Below are 17870 nucleotides of genomic sequence, written 5' to 3'. Positions count from 1 at the left end.
CTCCCGTCGCCCGGCACGGACCGGAGGCCGACGGAGCGAGCACCTAAACTGTTCGCGTGTCTGAAATCACACCCGACCTCGTTCGCCATCTCGGCGTGCTCGCCCGCATCCAGCTGAGCGAAGGGGAAGTGGCGCGCCTCACCGGCCAGCTCGACGTCATCGTCGACAACATCGCGAAGGTGTCCGAGGTTGCGACCGCCGATGTGGTGGCCACCAGCCACCCCATTCCCCTGCAGAACGTGTTCCGTGAGGATGTCCCCGCCGATGTCCTGACCGTCGAGCAGGTGCTGCAGAACGCCCCCGAAGCCGCCGACAATCGCTTCCGGGTCACCGCCATCCTGGGGGAGGAGCAGTGAGCGCGGCCGGCGAGATCATCCGTCTCACCGCCGCCGACCTCGCGTCGCGGTTGAGGAGCGGCGAGATGTCCAGTGTCGAGGCGACCGGTGCGCACCTCGACCGCATCCGCGAGGTCGACGGGGATGTCCACGCCTTCCTCCACGTCAACGACCGTGCCCTCGAGGTGGCCGAGGACATCGATCGACGACGAGCCGCAGGCGAGGAGCTCGGTCCGCTGGCGGGTGTGCCCCTGGCGATCAAGGACGTCCTGGTCACAACCGACATGCCCTCGACCAGCGGGTCACGGATCCTCGAGGGGTACATGTCGCCCTACGACGCCACCGTGGTCGCCCGTGCCCGTGCCGCCGGGATGGTGCCGCTCGGCAAGACGAACATGGACGAGTTCGCGATGGGCTCCTCCACGGAGCACTCCGCGTACGGACCCACGCGCAACCCTTGGGATCTCGACCGGATTCCCGGTGGTTCCGGTGGTGGCTCGGCCGCCGCGGTCGCCGCGTTCGAGGCGCCTCTGGCGCTCGGATCCGATACCGGCGGCTCCATTCGCCAGCCCGCGCACGTCACGGGGACCGTGGGCATGAAGCCCACCTACGGCGGGGTATCGCGGTACGGCGCCATCGCGCTCGCATCGAGCCTCGACCAGGTCGGCCCGGTGACGCGGACGGTTCTCGACGCCGGACTGCTTCACGACGTCATCGGCGGCCACGACCCGCACGATGCCACGTCGCTCGAGCAGACCTGGCCGTCTTTCGCCGCCGCGGCACGCGACGGCGCATCGGGGGAGGTCCTGCGCGGACTCCGGGTCGGCGTCATCTCCGAGCTTCCCGACAGCGGATTCCAGCCGGGCGTCTCTTCGCGCTTCCGAGAGACCCTCGACGCCATGGCGGCGCAGGGTGCCGAGATCGTCGAGGTCAGTGCCCCGCACTTCGAGTACGGGGTCGCGGCCTACTACCTCATCCTTCCTGCGGAGGCATCGAGCAACCTGGCCAAGTTCGACTCGGTCCGGTTCGGCATGCGTGTGATCCCCCATGCCGGGGCGACCGTCGAAGAGGTCATGGCGGCCACGCGCGAGGCCGGGTTCGGTGACGAGGTGAAGCGACGCGTCATCCTCGGCACGTATGCGCTGTCCGCGGGCTATTACGACGCGTACTACGGCAGCGCGCAGAAGGTCCGCACCCTCATCCAGTCGGACTTCGACGCCGCCTTCGCGCAGGTCGACGTGCTGGCCACTCCCTCGGCTCCCACGACGGCGTTCCGGCTCGGCGAGAAGCTCGACGATCCGCTGCAGATGTACCTCAACGACGTCACCACCATCCCGGCGAACCTTGCGGGTGTCCCCGGGATCTCGATCCCTGCGGGTCTTGCACCCGAGGACGGGCTGCCGGTGGGGATCCAGTTCCTGGCTCCCGCCCGTGAGGACGCGAGGCTGTATCGGGTCGGGGCTGCGGTCGAGGCGCTACTGGTCGATGAATGGGGTGGTCCCCTGCTGGACCGCATGCCGCTGCGGGGAGGGGTCGCCTGATGGGTCGCGACAAGCTGATGGACTTCGACGAAGCCCTAGAGCGTTTCGAGCCTGTGCTCGGGTTCGAGGTGCACGTCGAACTGAACACCCGCACGAAGATGTTCTCAGGCGCACCCAACCCCGCGAACAGCACCAACCACGATGCGGCGCCGAACACGCTGGTCGCCCCGGTCGACATGGGGCTTCCCGGCGCTCTGCCCGTCGTCAACGAGGAGGCCGTACGCGCCTCGATCAGCCTCGGGCTCGCCCTCGGATGCCAGATCGCACCATCGAGCAGATTCGCGCGGAAGAACTACTTCTACCCCGACCTCGGCAAGAACTATCAGATCTCTCAGTATGACGAGCCGATCGCGTTCGAGGGTTCTGTCGAGGTCGAGCTGGAGGACGGGACGGTCGTGACCGTTCCGATCGAGCGCGCCCACATGGAGGAGGATGCCGGCAAGCTCACGCACGTCGGCGGATCGACCGGCCGCATCCAGGGGGCGGAGTACTCCCTCGTCGACTACAACCGTGCCGGCGTGCCCCTGGTGGAGATCGTCACGAAGCCGATCTTCGGAGCGGAGCACCGAGCGCCCGACATCGCCAAGGCCTATGTCCAGACCATCCGCGACATCGTGCTCGCGTTGGGCATCTCGGACGCGCGGATGGAGCGGGGGAACCTCCGCTGCGACGCCAATGTCTCGCTGCGTCCCCGTGGTCAGGAGAAGCTCGGAACGCGCACCGAGACGAAGAACGTCAACTCGATGCGGTCGGTCGAGCGGGCCGTCCGCTACGAGATCCAGCGTCAGGCGGCGATCCTCGCCGCAGGCGGGACGATCACACAGGAGACACGCCACTGGCACGAGGACACCGGCACGACCTCGCCGGGTCGGCCGAAGTCCGACGCGGACGACTACCGGTACTTCCCCGAGCCGGACCTGCTTCCCGTCGCCCCCGCGGAGTCGCTCATCGAGGAGCTGCGCGCGGCCCTGCCGGAGCAGCCCGTCGTGCGCCGCCGGCGTCTGAGGTCGGACTGGGGTTTCGCGGACATCGAGTTCCGGGGGGTGGTCAATGCCGGCCTCTTGAGCGAAGTCGAGGCCACTGTCGCAGCCGGCGCGACGCCTGCCGCCGCCCGCAAGTGGTGGATGAGCGAGATCAGCCGTGTCGCCAATGCCGATGGCCGAGAGCCGGGAGCGCTCGTCACCCCCGCGCAGGTCGCCGAGCTCCAGCGGCTGGTCGACGAGGGGACGCTCACCGACAAGCTGGCGCGCCAGGTGCTCGAGGGTGTGATCGCCGGAGAGGGAGACCCGGCGCACGTCGTGACCTCGCGGGGCCTCGCGGTCGTCTCGGACGACACCGCGTTGATCGCCGCGATCGACGAGGCGCTGGCAGCGCAGCCGGACGTACTGGACAAGATCCGCGACGGCAAGGTCCAGGCCGCCGGAGCGGTGATCGGTGCGGTCATGAAGGCGATGCGAGGACAGGCGGATGCCGCGCGCGTGCGTGAGCTGATCCTCGAGCGCGCGTCTCAGTGACCGGATGTCGGCGGCTTCGCCGACAATGGACGCATGGGTCGCGGTGACGGCAGCGGCCGGCTCGTCTCACCGGAGGGTGCAGATGACACGGGGGCCGGCATCCTCCACGTCGACATGGATGCGTTCTACGCCTCCGTCGAGGTGCTGGATGACCCGACCCTGCGTGGCAAGCCGCTGATCATCGGTGCCCCTGAGAGCCGCTCCGTCGTTTCCAGCGCTTCCTACGAGGCGCGGCGCTTCGGCGTGCGCTCGGCGATGCCGGTCTCGCAGGCGCTCCGACTCTGCCCTGCCGCGTTGGTGATCCCCCCGCGGTTCCCGCGTTACCTCGAGCTTTCGGCCGAGGTCATGGCGCTCTTCCACGAGATCACGCCTCTGGTCGAGCCCCTGTCCATCGACGAAGCCTTCTTGGATGTGCGCGGGGTGCGGCGACTGTGGGGGAGTCCGGGCGATGTCGCCCGACTCCTGCGTGCGCGGGTGCGCGACGAGGTCGGACTTCCCTGCTCCGTGGGCGCCGCAGCGACCAAGCACGTGGCGAAGATGGCGTCCACGCTGAGCAAACCGGACGGTCTCCTCATCGTTCCCGAAGCAGCGACGACCCGCTTTCTCGCCGGTCGCAGCGTGAGTGAGCTGTGGGGCGTCGGACCCAAGGCGACCGACGCGCTGGCGGCGCGGGGCATCCGCACGGTCGCCGACATCATCGACTCTCCTCCGGCGATGATCGATCGCGTGCTCGGCGCTGCCCTCGGTGCTCGTGTCCGCCAGCTGGCCCAGGGTGTCGACCCACGTGAGGTCGAGACGACACGGGTCGAGAAGAGCGTCGGACATGAAGAGACCTTCGCCGACGACATCGACGACCCTGGTGTCCTGCGGGTCGAGCTGCGCCGCCTTGCCGATCGCGTCGGTGCGCGTCTGAGGGAATCCGGCTGGGAAGCCGGGACGGTGTCGATCAAGGTGCGCTTCGCCGACTTCAGCACCGTGACGCGTGCGCAGGCCCTGCCGGAGACGACGGCGGTCGGGCAGCGCATCGGGGCAGCTGCCATCGACCTTTTCGACGCTCTCGATCGACGCGGCCCGATTCGGCTGGTCGGCGTCCGGGCCGAGAAGCTTCGACCCTCCGCGACCGCTGTGCCGACGCTGTGGGACGATGACGACGACTGGCGGCGGGTCGAGGGGGTCCTCGACGGCGCTGCCGCGAAGTTCGGACGTGGAAGCATCACCCGTGCGACGCTTCTTGACGGTCACGTCAAGGATCGGCGCAAGACTGGGCAATGAAGGTGGCGCCGAGTAGCGTGGGGGCATGCCCAACATCGCACTCGACCTCGGCAAGCAGTCCGCGGACTTCGGCGTCACATCCGTCTACGGCGAGCAGCAGGACGTCGACGGTGTCCGCCTGGTCCCGGTCGCCCTGACCTGGACCGCCTTCGGGGGTGGATCCGACGAAGCCGGAAACGGCGGAGGTGGTGGCGGCGGCTACGCGATTCCGCTCGGTGCCTACATCCGTCGCGGTGACGACCTGCGATTCGAGCCGAACGTCGTTTCGCTCCTGGCGGTCGGGATCCCCTTCGTCTGGGTGGCCGGTCGCGCGCTCAGCCGTGTCATCCGCGCGCTCAAGAAGTGAGTCCGACCCGGTCGGGCGGGCACTGACGGCGGCGGTCGAGCACACGCGCGACGCCGTCCTCTCCGTCGCCGCAGCGAACCCGGTGATCCTGATCGACGGCCGCAGCGGCGCGGGGAAGACCTCCCTCGCGCGAGAGCTCATCGCCGCGTGGCCTCTTCGCGGGCGGGTCCAATCCGTTGCGCTCGACGCGCTCTACCCCGGCTGGGACGGACTGGCGGAGGGGGTGCGGACGGCGCAGGAGGCGATACTCCGGCCGCACGCGCGAGGTCTCATCGGTGTCTGGCAACGCTGGGACTGGGAGCGGGGGGAGTACGCCGAGGCCCATGCCGTCGACCCGTCGCTGCCGCTCATCGTCGAGGGATCGGGGCTGTTGACTGCGGGCACCGCGCCGCTCGCCGACATCCGCATCTGGCTCGAATCCCCCGCGCGAGCTCGCAGAGACCGCGCCCTCTCGCGCGACGGTGACACGTACCGGCCCCATTGGGACAGGTGGGCCCGACAAGAGGAGCGGCACCTGGTTGAGGACGGGCCGGCTCAGCTGGCCACCCACGTCTTCGCGATCCCCTGAGCTTTCAGCGCTCGGCGGTCTCCGCGTTCTCGATGGCCCGGATCAGGCCTTCCAGGCGATAGCCCAACCAGTCGTACACGCCGAACCGCGGATCGCCGTCATCGTGCTGATCTTCGTCGGTGATGCCGAGCCGGGACGCGATGACGAGTCTCACGGCAGCGAGGGTTCGCATCCATGCCTGCACGGTGTCGGGGTCCAGAACGAGATCGACCTCTTCCCAGCCCTCGGCCCCCGCCGTGGTGACGGATGCGAGTGTCGCCGCCGGAGACAGACTGATTTTCACGAGCTGTGCATCCCTGTGCCGACGGTGAAGGAGGTCTCGTTCGGTGACGTCGCGGAACTCTCGAGCCGCCTCGGGGTCGTCGGTGTACGCATCGGGGACGAGCCGGAGCACGGCGGGGTCGCCCTCCGAGGGGTCGCTGACGAGCTCGGCGAACTGGTCGACCAGATCACCGAGATGGGTCGCCTCCAGGCGCGTGATCTGCAGAACGAGAGGGACGGTGTTCACGCGGCGGGAGCCCTTCTCACGGTCGCCCACAGGCCGTAGTCGTGCATCGCCTGGGTGTGCAATTCCATCTGCTCCCGCGCCCCCTCGGCCACGACGGCATGACCCACGTGGTGGACGGCGAGCATGAGCCGCTCGGCCTTGGCCGCGGGAAATCCGAAGTACTCGCGAAAGACATGGGTGACATAGCTCATCAGGTTGACAGGATCATTCCAGACCACCGTCTGCCACCCACCAGTCGTCCTCTCCTCGATCAGCTGGTCGAGGCGCTCCTGAGTCTGCGTCGTCGACGCCATCACGCCCACCCGAGCTCGTGCAGCTTGTCGTCGTCGATGCCGTAGAAATGGGCGATCTCATGGACGAGGGTGGTGTGCACCTCATGTCGCAGAGCCTGCTCGTCAGCGCATGCGGCGAGGTGGGGTTCGCGGTACAGCACGATGCGGTCGGGCAGTTCTCCCATGCCGTACCGATCACGCTCGGTCAACGCCCAACCCTCGTACAGGCCGAGCAACTCCTGTGCGGGATCCTCAGGCCGGTCCTCGACCACGAAGACGACGTTGTCGAGACCGTCGACCATGTCGTCGGGGAGGAGATCGAGCTCTTCGATCACGAGACGCTCGAAAGCATCCGCATCCATCTCGAGCATGACTCCACGATACGGGCCCAGAAGGCCTGCGAGATTGGGGTGGCTGACGGGACTTGAACCCGCGGCCCCCTGGACCACAACCAGGTGCTCTACCGACTGAGCTACAGCCACCGCGGTCCCGCATCGGCGGGACAACCCAACGATTCTCTCATACACCGGGGGAGAACGCCGACACCACGGATGCGGCCGCCGCACGGGCTCCGTCGCTGGTCGGTCCAGGTTCGGGCACGAAGACCGCCTGCCGGTAGTAGGCCAACTCGGTGATGGACTCGCGGATGTCAGCGAGCGCGCGATGGCCGCCGTTCTTCGCCGGTGCGTGGATGTAGGCACGGGGATACCAGCGACGCGAGAGCTCCTTGATGCTGGAGACGTCGACGTTGCGATAGTGCAGCCATCGATCGACACGCGGCATGTACTTCGCCAGGAACATCCTGTCCGTTCCGATGGTGTTGCCGGCCAGCGGGGCTTTGCCCTCCTGCGGGGCGAAGCGCTGAATGTACTCCAACGCCTGGAACTCCGCGTCGGCAACCGTGACACCGCCGGGGATCTCCTGCAGAAGGCCCGAGGTCTCGTGCATGGTGCGCACGAAATCGCTCATGTTCTCCATCGCCGAGGCGTCCGGCTTGATGACGACCTGGAATCCCGGATCCAACGGTCGCAGCTCGAAGTCCGTGACCACGATCGCGATCTCGACGAGCTCGTCGACCGCGAGGTCGAGGCCGGTCATCTCGCAGTCGATCCACACGAGCCGGTCATTCTCCGAAGCACCCACCATGGGCCCATCCTAATGACGGGCGCACACGCCGCTCCGATTCGCGGACAGTCGGTCCCCCAGGCACGATTCGAACGTGCGACCGGCGGATTAGAAGGCCGCTGCTCTATCCACTGAGCTACTGGGGGTCGCCAGACAAGGGTAGCGGCCAACAAGGGAGGGCCGGAATCGCTCCCGACCTCTGGCGGCGGGCCGGGCGGAGGCGTAGCGTCGGAGCATCGGAAGGAGTTCGACGATGAGCACAACCGACACGCACTCGACCCTCTGGGTGGCCTACGGGACAGGCGGGGTGGTGGGAAGCATCCGCAAGTCCGGCGATGGCTACACCGTGACGATGGCGGGGGCCGAAGAGACGGCCGGCACCTACCCGACCATGGATGTCGCCAAGAACGCCCTGCACGCCCGGATGCGGCCGGGGAGCGCCTGGCCGACCTTCGAGGAGCACTGAGTCCCGACGAACCGAGTCCCGACGACCGCGGACTGACCTCGCGCTCGTCGACTCGTGTTCACGCGTCGCGTGTGGCGTCGACAGCGGTCAGCGTCGTGTCGCTACCAGCGCCGCCGGTGGGGGACTCCGCGGAACCGCTTTCGCGGGCGGTGTCGAACATCGGCAGCGTGATGTGGACCAGCGGTCCGATCGCCACGGCGAACACCACGGTGCCGACGCCCACCGTCCCCCCGAGCAGCCAGCCGATCAGCAGCACGCTGAGTTCGACGCCGCCCCGACACGCCCAGACGGGCCAGCCGAATCGTGCGTGCATGCCGGTCATGAGACCGTCGCGCGGGCCCGGCCCGAAGCGGGCGCCGATGTACAAGCCGCACCCGACCGCCACGATGAGGATGCCGCCGACGAGCAGGGCGGCCTGCGCCACGATGTGGTTCGGCGCGGCCGGGATGAGACCGAGCACGACCTGCATGCTCGTGCCGACGAGCAGGATGTTGGCGACGGTCCCGACTCCCGGCCGTTGGCGCAGCGGGATCCACAGGAGAAGAACGCCGAGTCCGACGAGATTGGTCACCCACCCGATCCCGAGCCCGGACTGGCGGGAGAGTCCCTCGGCGAACACGGTCCACGGGTCGACACCCAGACCCGCCTCGATCGTGAGTGCGCATCCGGCGCCGTACAGGACGAGGCCGGTGAGGAGTCGGAACACGCGATTGATCACCCTGTCATCTCAGCATCTCATTGGACTGCAGCAAACATGCCAATCGAACTAAAGTGGATGGATGGATTCCCGCATCTCGGCGCGCTCCCTTTCCCACGCTCTCGGGGGATGGCGCACACGAGAACCCACCTACGAGGCGTTGGCCGACGGCATCCGACTCCTGTGCTTGGACAACCGACTGGCGCCGCGCACATCTCTGCCCGCCGAGCGGGAACTGGCCGGGGTTCTGGGCCTGAGCCGCAGCACGGTCGCCGCCGCCTACCGGAGCCTGCGCGACACCGGTCACATCCACAGCGTGCGCGGATCGGGCAGCATCACCCTCCCTCTTCTCAGGAGGGACCCCGGCATCACCTCCGATGTCCACCGCGATGACATCGATCTCCAGCAGGCGAGCCCGGCCGCGTGGCCGGGTCTGGCCGGCCTCATCGCCGAAACGGTGGCCGACGCGCCCACGATCGTCGCCCGCACCGGCTACGACATCGTCGGACGGCACGAGCTCCGACTGCGGGTAGCCGAGCAGTATGCCGCGCGGGGCCTTGCGACCTCCCCGGATCAGATCCTCATCACCACCGGTGCGCAGAGTGCGATTCATCTCCTCGCCCGCGCTCTGATCACGCGCGGCGACCGCGTGCTCGTCGAGACCCCCACCTATCCGCACGCGGCGGAGGCGCTGCGGCAGGCGGGTGGGCGACTGACCGCGGTTCCGGTCACCGTCCGGGAGGGATGGGACATCGAACGAGCGGCGCAGGTCTCACAACGGACGCTCCCGGTGGCGGCGTATCTGATGCCCGACTTCCACAATCCGACGGGTCGGTCGATGAGTGCGGCAGAGCGCGACGCCCTCGCACGCGGGGCCGAGCGCGCGGGGACCACGCTGATCCTCGACGAGACCACGGCCGATCTGGACATCGACCGAGGGCCTCTCGCCCGCGGCTTCGACCGGATCGATCCGAGTCTGGTGATTCGCATCGGTTCACTCGGCAAGACGGTTTGGGGCGGGCTCCGCGTCGGATGGATTCGTGCGGCACCGGAGTTGATCCGCCGTCTCGTCGCGCTGCGCAGTGCGCAGGATCTCGGAACGCCCGAGCTGGAGCAGGTCGTCGCGGCGGCTGTCCTGGACCGTTTCGGCGATGTGGTCACTCAGCGCCGGCATATGTTGCGGGAGGGGAGGGACGTGATCATCGCCGCACTCCGCGAGCGGTTGCCGCGCTTCACTGTTCCCCAACCACAGGGCGGGGTCTCCCTGTGGATCGAAATGGATGCACCCCTCAGTGCGGCGCTCGTCATGGACGCTCGCCATCGTGGCCTGCTGCTCACGTCGGGACCCCGGTTCTCGGTCGACGGCGGACACGACCGATACCTCCGGGTGCCTTTCACCGCAGCTCCGGAAACGCTGATCCGGGCGGCGGACATCCTGGTCGAATCGTGGTCGACCGTCTCCCGGGCCGCGCCCCCGACGCTGCTGCGCGAAGAAGCGATGGTCTGAGGCCGTCACCGGGAGTAGTGGAGGCACGACACCGCGTCGTCCAAGGTCCAGAACCGCCCCAGTTCGAAGAAGCGCCGGATCCGCGTCGAGTAGCGGAGGGCGTGGAACGGTGGCACGTCCGCATCGCGGAAGGTCTGAATGTGACCGACGATGCGTCCGCCACGGTCGACGACCCGCCACATCCGCCCGCCGGCATCGACGAGCCGCAAGCCGGGATGCGACGTCGGTTCTGCGAGGGACCTCGCGCGGTCGGTGAGAGTGGTCATGGCTACCTCCTGGATCGAAGATAACTACGGCCTCCGACATCGCACTCCTCTCCTGCACAACGCCGTCTGAGCGGCGTTTCTCCACCGATCGAAGGGGGGCTCGCCGCGGCCGTCTTCATCGTCGTCACCATGAAGTCGTGCCGGTGTCCGCCGGGCACCCGGGCACCGGCACAGCCGAACATCCACACGACGAAGGAGCATCATGACAGACACCATCACCCTCACCGGCAACATCGCGACGATCCCCGAGCACAAGAAGATCCTCGACGGGGTCGCCGTGACCTCGTTCCGCGTGGCGACCTCGAACCGACGCCTTGACAGAGCGACGGGCCAGTGGGTCGACGGCGAGACCAGTTACTACACCGTCCAGTTGTTCCGGCAGCTGGCCGAAAACGCCGTGCTCTCGCTCAGCCGCGGCGACCGCGTCATCGTGACCGGCCGGCTGAAGGTGCGGGAGTGGGACAACGGAACGCGCAGGGGGACGACCGTCGAGCTGGAGGCCGACGCGATCGGGCACGACTTGAAGTTCGGCACGTCGCGTTTCACGCGTTCCACCGCGTCGCGACCCGCGGCCGACGCGGCCCCGGCGGATGGATGGGCCGCCCCCGGCGTCCCCGCCGAGGTGACCTCTGAGACGCCGACCGACGGGTGGGCGACGAGTGCCCCGGGTTCCCGCGACGGCTCCTCCGAGGGCGACACCGACGGCCCCGGTTCCGGCGCCCCGATTCTGTCGGTGGCCGGGGAGACACCCTTCTGAGGTCGGGCGCGAGGAGCCGGTGAGGCCACGACGTAGACTCGGCGCGTGCCTCTGCGGAAACCGGACCACCACGCCGGCCGTCGTCGTCTGCGCCTTTCACCGCGGCACCAGGGTGTCGTGCTCGGCGCGGCCGTCGCGCTGCTGCTGACGGCGTGCACCCCGACGCCGACTCCCGTTCCCCCTGCGACTCCGACAGGTCCCGTCGCAGAAGCGACGCCGTCGGCCGCACCCACCCCGGTCGGCCCGAGCCTGCTCCCCGATGGGTCGGCGGAGGACAATCTGCCGTACTTCTCCCAGATCATCCAATCGGTGTGGAACAGCGACGGACGCGGCGCCGGCAGGGCGTACGTCGACGCGTTGGCGGCCGGCGGATTCGACAAGGGCGCGATGCAGGTCACCGCGGACACGTCCACCGTGGGCAACCCCGCCGAGAGCATTCAAGTATCGGTTCGATGGGGAGAGCAGTGCCTGATCGGCCAAGTGGGTGAGGCCACCGGCGAGCCGGTCGCGACCGTGCTCGGGGCGCTTCCAGACGGAGCGTGCCTTCTGGGCGAGACGCGCCCGATCGATTGGTGAGTGGCAGACCGCCCCCCAGGGGCGGGTGATCGTGGGGCGGCAGAACCGACCGGCTAGGCTGGGACGCTGACGTCGGGACGCGAAGGGAAGCTGCGAACGGTATGGCTGAATACATCTACTCGATGGTCCGGGCACGCAAGGCGGTCGGCGACAAGCTGATCCTCGACGACGTCACGATGGCCTTCCTCCCGGGGGCGAAGATCGGAATGGTCGGCCCCAACGGGGCGGGGAAGTCCACGATCCTCAAGATCATGGCGGGTCTGGACACGCCCTCGAACGGCGAGGCCAAGCTCAGTCCCGGATTCTCCGTCGGGATCCTCATGCAGGAGCCCGAGCTGGACGAGTCCAAGACGGTGCTGGAGAACATCCAGGACGGAATCGCCATCAAGGCCAAGCTCGACCGGTTCAACGAGATCTCCGCTCTGATGGCCGATCCCGATGCCGACTTCGATGCTCTTCTGGCCGAGATGGGCACGTTGCAGGAGGAGATCGATGCCGCCGATGCCTGGGACCTCGACTCCCAGCTCGAGCAGGCCATGGACGCGCTCCGTACCCCGCCCGGAGAGGCCGCGATCGCGCCGCTGTCGGGGGGTGAGAAGCGTCGCGTCGCATTGACGAAGCTTCTGCTGCAGAAGCCCGATCTCCTGCTGTTGGATGAGCCCACCAACCACCTCGACGCCGAGAGTGTGCTCTGGCTGGAGCAGCACCTCCAGAAGTATCCCGGCGCCGTCATCGCCATCACCCACGATCGCTACTTCCTCGACAACGTGGCCGAGTGGATCGCCGAAGTCGACCGCGGTCGCCTCATCGGGTACGAGGGCAACTACTCGACCTACCTGGAGAAGAAGGGCGAGCGGCTGGAGGTGCAGGGCAAGAAGGACGCGAAACTCGCCAAGCGCCTCAAGGAGGAGCTGGAGTGGGTCCGCTCCAATGCCAAGGGCCGGCAGGCCAAGTCCAAAGCTCGCCTCGCGCGCTACGAGGAGATGGCGGCCGAGGCCGATCGCACCCGGAAGCTCGACTTCGAGGAGATCCAGATTCCGCCGGGACCGCGTCTGGGCGGCATCGTGATCGAGGCGAAGAACCTGCAGAAGCGTTTCGGTGATCGATCGCTCATCGACGGGCTGAGTTTCAGCCTCCCGCCCAACGGCATCGTCGGTGTCATCGGTCCCAACGGCGTCGGCAAGACGACCCTGTTCAAGACGATCGTCGGCTTGGAGCCGCTCGACGGCGGATCGCTGAAGATCGGCGAAACGGTCAAGATCAGCTACGTCGACCAGTCCCGCGCCAACATCGATCCCGAGAAGACGCTGTGGGAAGTCGTCTCCGACGGTCTGGACATCATCACGGTCGGCAAGACGGAGATCCCCTCCCGTGCGTACGTGTCGAAGTTCGGTTTCAAAGGGCCCGACCAGCAGAAGAAGGCCGGCGTGCTCTCCGGAGGCGAGCGGAACCGCCTGAATCTCGCGCTGACGCTGAAAGAGGGCGGCAACCTGCTCCTCCTCGACGAGCCGACCAACGACCTCGATGTCGAGACGCTCCAGTCGCTGGAGAACGCCTTGCTGGAGTTCCCCGGTTGCGCCGTGGTCATCACCCACGACCGGTGGTTCCTCGACCGGATCGCCACCCACATCCTGGCGTACGAGGGCACCGAGGAGCACCCCGACAAGTGGTACTGGTTCGAGGGCAACTTCGATGCCTATGAGCAGAACAAGATCGATCGGCTCGGCCCCGACGCCGCGACCCCGCACCGCTCGGCCTACCGCAAGCTCACCCGTGACTGAACCCGTCGTCGCCACCGAGACGACACCGTTCGGCCTCCGGCTGCACATCCCGATCCCCCTGCGCTGGGGGGATCTCGACGCGTTCAACCACGTCAACAACACAGCGATGCTGAAGCTTCTCGAAGAGGCGCGTGTCCGAGCATTCTGGCTTCCCGATCCCGGCGAGACGGCCCCCGACACGGCGGTGCTGTCCTCCGGCATCTCCGCCGGTGTCCTCACGCTGATCGCTCGTCAGGAGATCGAGTACCTGGCGCCGGTGCCGTACCAGCGCCACCCGCTCGATGTGCAGATGTGGTTCGGCAGGCTGGGCGGCTCGAGCATCGAGGTCTGCTACGAGGTGTGCAGCCCCCGTGAGACCGCCGCGCCCGACGGAGCCCAGGCGATCTATGCGCGCGCGACGACGGTCGTGGTCAAGGTCGACGCCCGTTCCGGCGCCCCGCTCCGGCTGAGCGCCGAGGAGCGGGCGGCGTGGGAGCCGTACGTCGGTCCGCCGCTCGTCTACGCGCACCGCCGCTAGACGACGCCGCGCGGGGAAGTCAGCCGTCCGTGTTCGGCACCCGAACCATGACCTCCTGAGCCACGCTCGCGACGAGCACGCCGTCGCGGGTGAAGATCCTGCCCTGCGCGAGGCCCCGGCCGCCGCGGGCGCTCGGCGATTCCTGCACGTACACGAGCCACTCGTCGACCCGTGCCGGACGATGCCACCACATCGCGTGATCGAGGCTCGCCACCTTCAGTCCCGGTGTCGCCCAGGCGACCCCGTGAGCTCGCAGGATCGATTCCTGAATGGTCAGGTCGCTGAGGTAGGCCAGGACGGCCCGGTGCAGGCCGGGTTCATCCGGCAGCGCGCGGCGGGTGCGCAGCCACACCGCCTGCCGGGGTGCCCACTCGCCTTCCACCCGCATGTAGATCGACGACGGCACGTGGCGAACGTCGACGGGGCGATCGGTGAAAAGCCGCTTGGACATCGGGTGCAGGCCGGTCAGCTGCTCCTCGATGTCGGGCAGATCCTCCGGAGCGGGAAGGTCGTCGGGGAGGCCCGTCTGGTGTTCGAGCCCGGGATCGTCGTCCTGGAAGGACGCGATCGCGGAGAAGATCGGCACTCCCGACTGGAAGGCCTGTGTGCGTCGCGTGGAGAAGGATCTGCCGTCGTGGATGCGGTCCACCGAGAAGGTGATCCCCTGACCTGCGTCGCCGGGACGGAGGAAGTAGCCGTGCATCGAATGGACCGTCCGGCCTTCGGGGATGGTGCGCTCGGCGGCGACGAGCGACTGCGCCAGCACCTGACCGCCGTAGACGCGGCCGAGCGGCATCCGCTGCGACACCCCGGTGAAGATGTCTTCCGTGGTCCGAGCTGAGGAGTCCTCGAGATCGAGAACGGCGAGCATGGACGCGACGGGGTCGACGTCGGATCCGCCGTGTCCCGGATCCGGGTGCGCCGGGTGTTCGGGCTCGGTCACGCGCCTGTTCCTCCTGTCCGGGCGCGGCGCCCGATCGTTGGTAGTTTAGGTCGGATGTCCGAGCGCCTTCTTCTCGCCGATCACGACGCCGTCGCCGATGCCCTCACCTTCGCCGGTCGCGCCGCCCGACTCGGCGACGGCGCGGTGCGCCTGCGGTCCTCCGCGGGAACCCTGACGATGTGGGCGGCCGTGCTGGCGCCGCGAGGGCTCTTCGACAGCACGCCCACCATCCTCGGAATGCGGGCGATCCGCGCCGACCCCGAACTGGAGTGCGACTTCGTCGTGGACGCGACGTCACTCGCTGTGGACGCGGCCGAGGACCGAGCCCTCGCTCTGCCGGCGACGGCCCTCGCCCCGGCATGGGCGGGTATCTCGCCGCCACAGGGTGGGTGGGTGCCCGGTGGAGACATCGCGGCATCCGATCTCGCATCACGCGCGCAGTGGGGGATGGCGGCCGTGGCGAACAAGCTCCCTGCCGACGCGGGCGAGGACGTGGTGCGCGTGATCAGATCGGATGTCTGGGGAGCACCCGCGGAGGAACTCGCCGATCTGCCGCTCGGCGTCGCCTTCGCCGCATTCGGGCTGGGCTTCATCGGTGGCGAGGAGACGGTACGCGTCTTCACCGCACCGTCGTGGACGCGGCTGAGTCTTCGGCGCGGGCACGTGCTGGTCCGTCGCCCGCCCCGCGAGGGACTCACCGCGGTCCGCACGACCGGTCGCACGGACCGCTGAACAGCCAGCGCAGACCGCCGCGGGTCACACTGCTGCGGCGGCACCCCGTCCCGCCGCGCGGCCGCTGAACAGGCATCCGCCGAGGAACGTCCCCTCCAGCGCCCGGTATCCGTGGACGCCGCCGCCACCGAATCCGCTCGCCTCACCCGCGGCGAACAGCCCCGGCACAGCCGAGCCTCCTTCGCCCAGGGCACGGCCGTCGAGATCGGTCTCGATACCGCCGAGGGTCTTCCTGGTGACGACGCCGAGGCGCACCGCGATGAGGGGGCCCGCCTTGGGGTCCAGCAGTCGGTGCGGCGCGGCGGTGCGGATCAGCCGGTCACCTCGGAATGCACGCGCGGAGCGCAGCATCGCGATCTGTGCATCCTTGGTGAAGGGGTTCTCGACCTCGCGGTCGCGGGCTTCCACCTCGCGCCGCACCTGCGCGCCGTCCAGGACGTCGCCGCCCGGGAGGGCCTGCATGCCGGCGATCAGATCGTCGAGGGTGTCGCGCACCACGAAGTCCTCACCGTGGTCGAGGAACGCCTGCACCGGCCCGGCGGCGCCCTTGCCGAGACGGGAACGGATGAGCAGGGGCAGATCTTTGCCGGTCAGGTCGGGATTCTGCTCGCTGCCCGACAGCGTGAACTCCTTCTCCACGATGCGGGAGGAGAGCACGAACCAGGAGTGATCGAATCCGGTCCGGCGCAGGTGGGCGAGAGTGCCGAGGGTGTCGAATCCGGGGTACAGCGGCACGGGGAGGCGGGTTCCTCGGGCATCCAGCCACAGCGAGGAAGGACCAGGCAGGATGCGGATTCCGTGGGCGGGCCAGACCGGGTCGACGTTGTGCAGCCCCTCGACGTAGTGCCACATCCGATCGCTGTTGATCACCCGCGCACCCGAGGCTGCCGCCGTCTGCATCATCGACCCGTCGACGTAGGCGGGGACCCCCGCGAGCATCCGCTCGGGCGGTGTGCCCAGTCGGTCCGGCCACGCCTGACGGACGAGATCGTGGTTGCCGCCGATCCCTCCCGACGCGACGATGGTGGCTCCGGCCGTGATCTGGAAGTCGGCCACCACCTCGCGAGAACTCGGACGCCCGCGAGCGGAGCCGGAGGGTGCGAGGATCTGGCCCTCTGCACCGCCGATCGCTCCGTCGCGGGGGAGGAGCCCCGTGACCCGGTGGCGGGGCAGGATCGTCACGCGTCCCTCCGCCTCCGCGCGTTCGACGTCTCGGAGGAAGGGCGCCACGACGCCGGGGCCCGTGCCCCAGGTGATGTGGAATCGCGGGACGGAGTTGCCGGGGCCGGTCGCGCCGTAGCCTCCGCGTTCGGCCCAGCCGACGACCGGGAAGAACGACATCCCTTTGCCGCGCAACCACGCCCGCTTCTCGCCCGCGGCGAAGTCGAGGTAGGCCTCGGCCCACCGGCGGGGCCAGAGGTCCTCGGGCCTGTCGAAGCCGGCCGTTCCCCACCAGTCCTGCTCGGCGAGGGCCAGGGAATCCCGTACGCCCATTCGCCGCTGCTCGGGGGAGTCCACCAGGAAGAGGCCGCCGAAAGACCACCAGGCCTGACCGCCGAGGTTGCTGCGCGGCTCCTGATCCAGCAGGATCACGCGCTTTCCCGCGCTCACCGCCTCGGCGGTCGCGACGAGACCTGCCAGGCCCCACCCGATCACGAGGACATCGGCCTGCAGGACCTCCGTCGACGCCATCACGACCCCTTCGTCGGCTCGAAGGTGTTCACCATCGCGAAGGCCGCCCGGTGCAGGTAATCCCACAGCGTCTCCTCCTGCAGAGGAGGCAGCCGGAGTTCGTCGACGGCGGTCCGCATGTGGCGCAGCCACCGGTCCCGCGCGTCGGGATTGACGTGGAACGGGGCGTGGCGCATCCTCAACCGCGGGTGGCCCCGCTGGAGACTGTAGGTCGTCGGGCCGCCCCAGTACTGCTCGAGGAACAGCGTCAGGCGATCCTTGGCCGGTCCGAGGTCCTCCTCCGGGTACATCGGGCGCAGGACCTGATCGGCGGCCACCTCCCGATAGAAGACGTCCACGAGTCGGACGAAGGTGTCGTGGCCGCCCACCTCGTCGTAGAACGACCGTGGCGATGTCTCGGCGTCACTCACCGGCTCGGGGCTCCTTCCGAAGGCGGCACCTCCGCGGCGCCAGCC

The 17870-nt window shown here is 68.6% G+C and carries 22 protein-coding genes and 2 tRNA genes; 13 read left to right on the top strand and 11 right to left on the bottom strand.

The features are described from left to right. Positions 1 to 56: 56 nt before the first annotated feature. From gatC to DT073_RS10750, 6 genes are read left to right on the top strand one after another with little or no spacing between them, the layout of a single operon-like run. On the top strand, positions 57 to 356 hold the full coding sequence (gene gatC / locus DT073_RS10775) for an Asp-tRNA(Asn)/Glu-tRNA(Gln) amidotransferase subunit GatC (RefSeq protein WP_124293389.1): 300 nt from the start codon (positions 57 to 59) through the stop codon (positions 354 to 356). After that, complete coding sequence (gene gatA / locus DT073_RS10770) at positions 353 to 1876, top strand: Asp-tRNA(Asn)/Glu-tRNA(Gln) amidotransferase subunit GatA (RefSeq protein WP_124293388.1); 1524 nt, start codon at positions 353 to 355, stop codon at positions 1874 to 1876. Before gatC ends, gatA begins: the two co-directional genes overlap by 4 nt. Beyond that, entirely contained in the window at positions 1876 to 3390 is a 1515-nt protein-coding gene (gatB, locus tag DT073_RS10765; protein ID WP_124293387.1) for an Asp-tRNA(Asn)/Glu-tRNA(Gln) amidotransferase subunit GatB, read from the top strand. Before gatA ends, gatB begins: the two co-directional genes overlap by 1 nt. A 33-nt stretch (positions 3391 to 3423) precedes the next feature. Beyond that, the gene (gene dinB / locus DT073_RS10760) at positions 3424 to 4662 is read left to right on the top strand and encodes a DNA polymerase IV (RefSeq protein ID WP_124293386.1); all 1239 of its coding nucleotides are present in this window, start codon (positions 3424 to 3426) and stop codon (positions 4660 to 4662) included. Positions 4663 to 4687: 25 nt separating this feature from the next. Then, positions 4688 to 5008 (top strand): hypothetical protein, encoded by a 321-nt coding sequence (locus tag DT073_RS10755; protein ID WP_124293385.1) that lies wholly within the window; start codon positions 4688 to 4690, stop codon positions 5006 to 5008. Continuing rightward, positions 4983 to 5576, top strand: coding sequence for a nucleoside/nucleotide kinase family protein (locus tag DT073_RS10750; RefSeq protein ID WP_124293384.1), 594 nt, complete (start codon positions 4983 to 4985; stop codon positions 5574 to 5576). The genes DT073_RS10755 and DT073_RS10750 overlap by 26 nt, the downstream gene beginning before the upstream one ends. A gap of 4 nt (positions 5577 to 5580) precedes the next feature. On the opposite strand, the gene DT073_RS10745 is transcribed toward DT073_RS10750, so the two are convergent. From DT073_RS10745 to DT073_RS10720, 6 genes are all read right to left on the bottom strand, one after another. Then, positions 5581 to 6084 carry a DUF2017 family protein gene (locus DT073_RS10745; RefSeq protein WP_240638580.1) on the bottom strand — a complete coding sequence of 168 codons (504 nt, stop codon included), beginning with the start codon at positions 6082 to 6084 and terminating at the stop codon, positions 5581 to 5583. Continuing rightward, a complete protein-coding gene (gene clpS, locus DT073_RS10740) occupies positions 6081 to 6377 on the bottom strand; it encodes an ATP-dependent Clp protease adapter ClpS (protein WP_124293383.1) in 297 nt (98 codons plus the stop codon). Before clpS ends, DT073_RS10745 begins: the two co-directional genes overlap by 4 nt. Beyond that, positions 6377 to 6727: a metallopeptidase family protein gene (locus tag DT073_RS10735; protein ID WP_124293382.1), complete on the bottom strand. Its 351-nt coding sequence runs from the start codon at positions 6725 to 6727 to the stop codon at positions 6377 to 6379. The genes clpS and DT073_RS10735 overlap by 1 nt, the downstream gene beginning before the upstream one ends. Positions 6728 to 6762: 35 nt before the next feature. Continuing rightward, a tRNA-His gene (locus DT073_RS10730) sits at positions 6763 to 6838 on the bottom strand. A gap of 37 nt (positions 6839 to 6875) precedes the next feature. Beyond that, complete coding sequence (orn, locus tag DT073_RS10725) at positions 6876 to 7502, bottom strand: oligoribonuclease (RefSeq protein WP_124293381.1); 627 nt, start codon at positions 7500 to 7502, stop codon at positions 6876 to 6878. Positions 7503 to 7554: 52 nt separating this feature from the next. Further along, positions 7555 to 7627, bottom strand: a tRNA-Arg gene (locus DT073_RS10720). 107 nt (positions 7628 to 7734) lie between these two features. Between DT073_RS10720 and DT073_RS10715 the strand changes: the two genes are divergently transcribed. After that, positions 7735 to 7947, top strand: a complete 213-nt coding sequence (locus DT073_RS10715; RefSeq protein WP_124293380.1) for a methyltransferase — start codon at positions 7735 to 7737, stop codon at positions 7945 to 7947. 58 nt (positions 7948 to 8005) lie between these two features. Here DT073_RS10715 and yczE read toward each other — a convergent pair whose 3' ends face one another. Further along, positions 8006 to 8665, bottom strand: a complete 660-nt coding sequence (gene yczE, locus DT073_RS10710) for a membrane protein YczE (RefSeq protein ID WP_124293379.1) — start codon at positions 8663 to 8665, stop codon at positions 8006 to 8008. Between the two features lie 61 nt (positions 8666 to 8726). Here yczE and yczR point away from each other — a divergent pair, with 61 nt between their 5' ends. Then, a complete protein-coding gene (gene yczR, locus DT073_RS10705; protein WP_124293378.1) occupies positions 8727 to 10151 on the top strand; it encodes a MocR-like transcription factor YczR in 1425 nt (474 codons plus the stop codon). A gap of 5 nt (positions 10152 to 10156) precedes the next feature. Here yczR and DT073_RS10700 read toward each other — a convergent pair whose 3' ends face one another. Next, positions 10157 to 10417 carry a DNA mismatch repair protein gene (locus DT073_RS10700; protein WP_124293377.1) on the bottom strand — a complete coding sequence of 87 codons (261 nt, stop codon included), beginning with the start codon at positions 10415 to 10417 and terminating at the stop codon, positions 10157 to 10159. A 202-nt stretch (positions 10418 to 10619) separates the two neighbouring features. Between DT073_RS10700 and ssb the strand changes: the two genes are divergently transcribed. The 4 genes from ssb to DT073_RS10680 all read left to right on the top strand — a co-directional run bounded on the left by ssb (position 10620) and on the right by DT073_RS10680 (position 14048). Beyond that, positions 10620 to 11174 (top strand): single-stranded DNA-binding protein, encoded by a 555-nt coding sequence (gene ssb, locus DT073_RS10695; protein ID WP_124293376.1) that lies wholly within the window; start codon positions 10620 to 10622, stop codon positions 11172 to 11174. Positions 11175 to 11219: 45 nt separating this feature from the next. Next, the gene (locus tag DT073_RS15970) at positions 11220 to 11750 is read left to right on the top strand and encodes a DUF6993 domain-containing protein (protein WP_353681937.1); all 531 of its coding nucleotides are present in this window, start codon (positions 11220 to 11222) and stop codon (positions 11748 to 11750) included. A 101-nt stretch (positions 11751 to 11851) separates the two neighbouring features. Then, the gene (gene ettA, locus DT073_RS10685) at positions 11852 to 13531 is read left to right on the top strand and encodes an energy-dependent translational throttle protein EttA (RefSeq protein WP_124293375.1); all 1680 of its coding nucleotides are present in this window, start codon (positions 11852 to 11854) and stop codon (positions 13529 to 13531) included. After that, positions 13524 to 14048: an acyl-CoA thioesterase gene (locus DT073_RS10680; protein ID WP_240638579.1), complete on the top strand. Its 525-nt coding sequence runs from the start codon at positions 13524 to 13526 to the stop codon at positions 14046 to 14048. Before ettA ends, DT073_RS10680 begins: the two co-directional genes overlap by 8 nt. A 19-nt stretch (positions 14049 to 14067) precedes the next feature. Here the strand turns inward: DT073_RS10680 and DT073_RS10675 are convergent, their stop codons facing one another. Next, positions 14068 to 14919: an acyl-CoA thioesterase gene (locus DT073_RS10675; protein WP_124294470.1), complete on the bottom strand. Its 852-nt coding sequence runs from the start codon at positions 14917 to 14919 to the stop codon at positions 14068 to 14070. A gap of 126 nt (positions 14920 to 15045) precedes the next feature. On the opposite strand from DT073_RS10675, the gene DT073_RS10670 reads away from it, so the two are divergent. After that, positions 15046 to 15723: a DUF8185 domain-containing protein gene (locus DT073_RS10670; RefSeq protein ID WP_124293373.1), complete on the top strand. Its 678-nt coding sequence runs from the start codon at positions 15046 to 15048 to the stop codon at positions 15721 to 15723. 24 nt (positions 15724 to 15747) lie between these two features. On the opposite strand, the gene DT073_RS10665 is transcribed toward DT073_RS10670, so the two are convergent. Together DT073_RS10665 and DT073_RS10660 are read right to left on the bottom strand one after the other, a co-directional pair. Further along, positions 15748 to 17415 (bottom strand): FAD-binding dehydrogenase, encoded by a 1668-nt coding sequence (locus DT073_RS10665; protein WP_124293372.1) that lies wholly within the window; start codon positions 17413 to 17415, stop codon positions 15748 to 15750. Continuing rightward, positions 17415 to 17825: a globin gene (locus tag DT073_RS10660; RefSeq protein ID WP_124293371.1), complete on the bottom strand. Its 411-nt coding sequence runs from the start codon at positions 17823 to 17825 to the stop codon at positions 17415 to 17417. The genes DT073_RS10665 and DT073_RS10660 overlap by 1 nt, the downstream gene beginning before the upstream one ends. Positions 17826 to 17870: the final 45 nt, after the last annotated feature.

The sequence above is a fragment of the Microbacterium sp. ABRD28 genome (genome assembly GCF_003850245.1).
GTDB lineage: Bacteria > Actinomycetota > Actinomycetes > Actinomycetales > Microbacteriaceae > Microbacterium.
Note: the sequence above shows the minus strand (reverse complement) of the source record. Positions and strands in the feature narration are given on the sequence as shown.

Excerpts from the sequence above, each read along its gene's own strand:
- DT073_RS10755 (WP_124293385.1), top strand. The coding sequence starts at position 4,688 with ATGCCCAACATCGCACTCGACCTCGGCAAGCAGTCCGCGGACTTCGGC.
- dinB (WP_124293386.1), top strand. The coding sequence starts at position 3,424 with ATGGGTCGCGGTGACGGCAGCGGCCGGCTCGTCTCACCGGAGGGTGCA.
- DT073_RS10675 (WP_124294470.1), bottom strand. The coding sequence starts at position 14,919 with ATGCTCGCCGTTCTCGATCTCGAGGACTCCTCAGCTCGGACCACGGAA.
- gatB (WP_124293387.1), top strand. The coding sequence starts at position 1,876 with ATGGGTCGCGACAAGCTGATGGACTTCGACGAAGCCCTAGAGCGTTTC.
- orn (WP_124293381.1), bottom strand. The coding sequence starts at position 7,502 with ATGGTGGGTGCTTCGGAGAATGACCGGCTCGTGTGGATCGACTGCGAG.
- DT073_RS10715 (WP_124293380.1), top strand. The coding sequence starts at position 7,735 with ATGAGCACAACCGACACGCACTCGACCCTCTGGGTGGCCTACGGGACA.
- ettA (WP_124293375.1), top strand. The coding sequence starts at position 11,852 with ATGGCTGAATACATCTACTCGATGGTCCGGGCACGCAAGGCGGTCGGC.
- DT073_RS10735 (WP_124293382.1), bottom strand. The coding sequence starts at position 6,727 with ATGCTCGAGATGGATGCGGATGCTTTCGAGCGTCTCGTGATCGAAGAG.
- DT073_RS10700 (WP_124293377.1), bottom strand. The coding sequence starts at position 10,417 with ATGACCACTCTCACCGACCGCGCGAGGTCCCTCGCAGAACCGACGTCG.
- yczR (WP_124293378.1), top strand. The coding sequence starts at position 8,727 with ATGGATTCCCGCATCTCGGCGCGCTCCCTTTCCCACGCTCTCGGGGGA.
- ssb (WP_124293376.1), top strand. The coding sequence starts at position 10,620 with ATGACAGACACCATCACCCTCACCGGCAACATCGCGACGATCCCCGAG.
- DT073_RS10670 (WP_124293373.1), top strand. The coding sequence starts at position 15,046 with ATGTCCGAGCGCCTTCTTCTCGCCGATCACGACGCCGTCGCCGATGCC.
- clpS (WP_124293383.1), bottom strand. The coding sequence starts at position 6,377 with ATGGCGTCGACGACGCAGACTCAGGAGCGCCTCGACCAGCTGATCGAG.
- DT073_RS10665 (WP_124293372.1), bottom strand. The coding sequence starts at position 17,415 with ATGGCGTCGACGGAGGTCCTGCAGGCCGATGTCCTCGTGATCGGGTGG.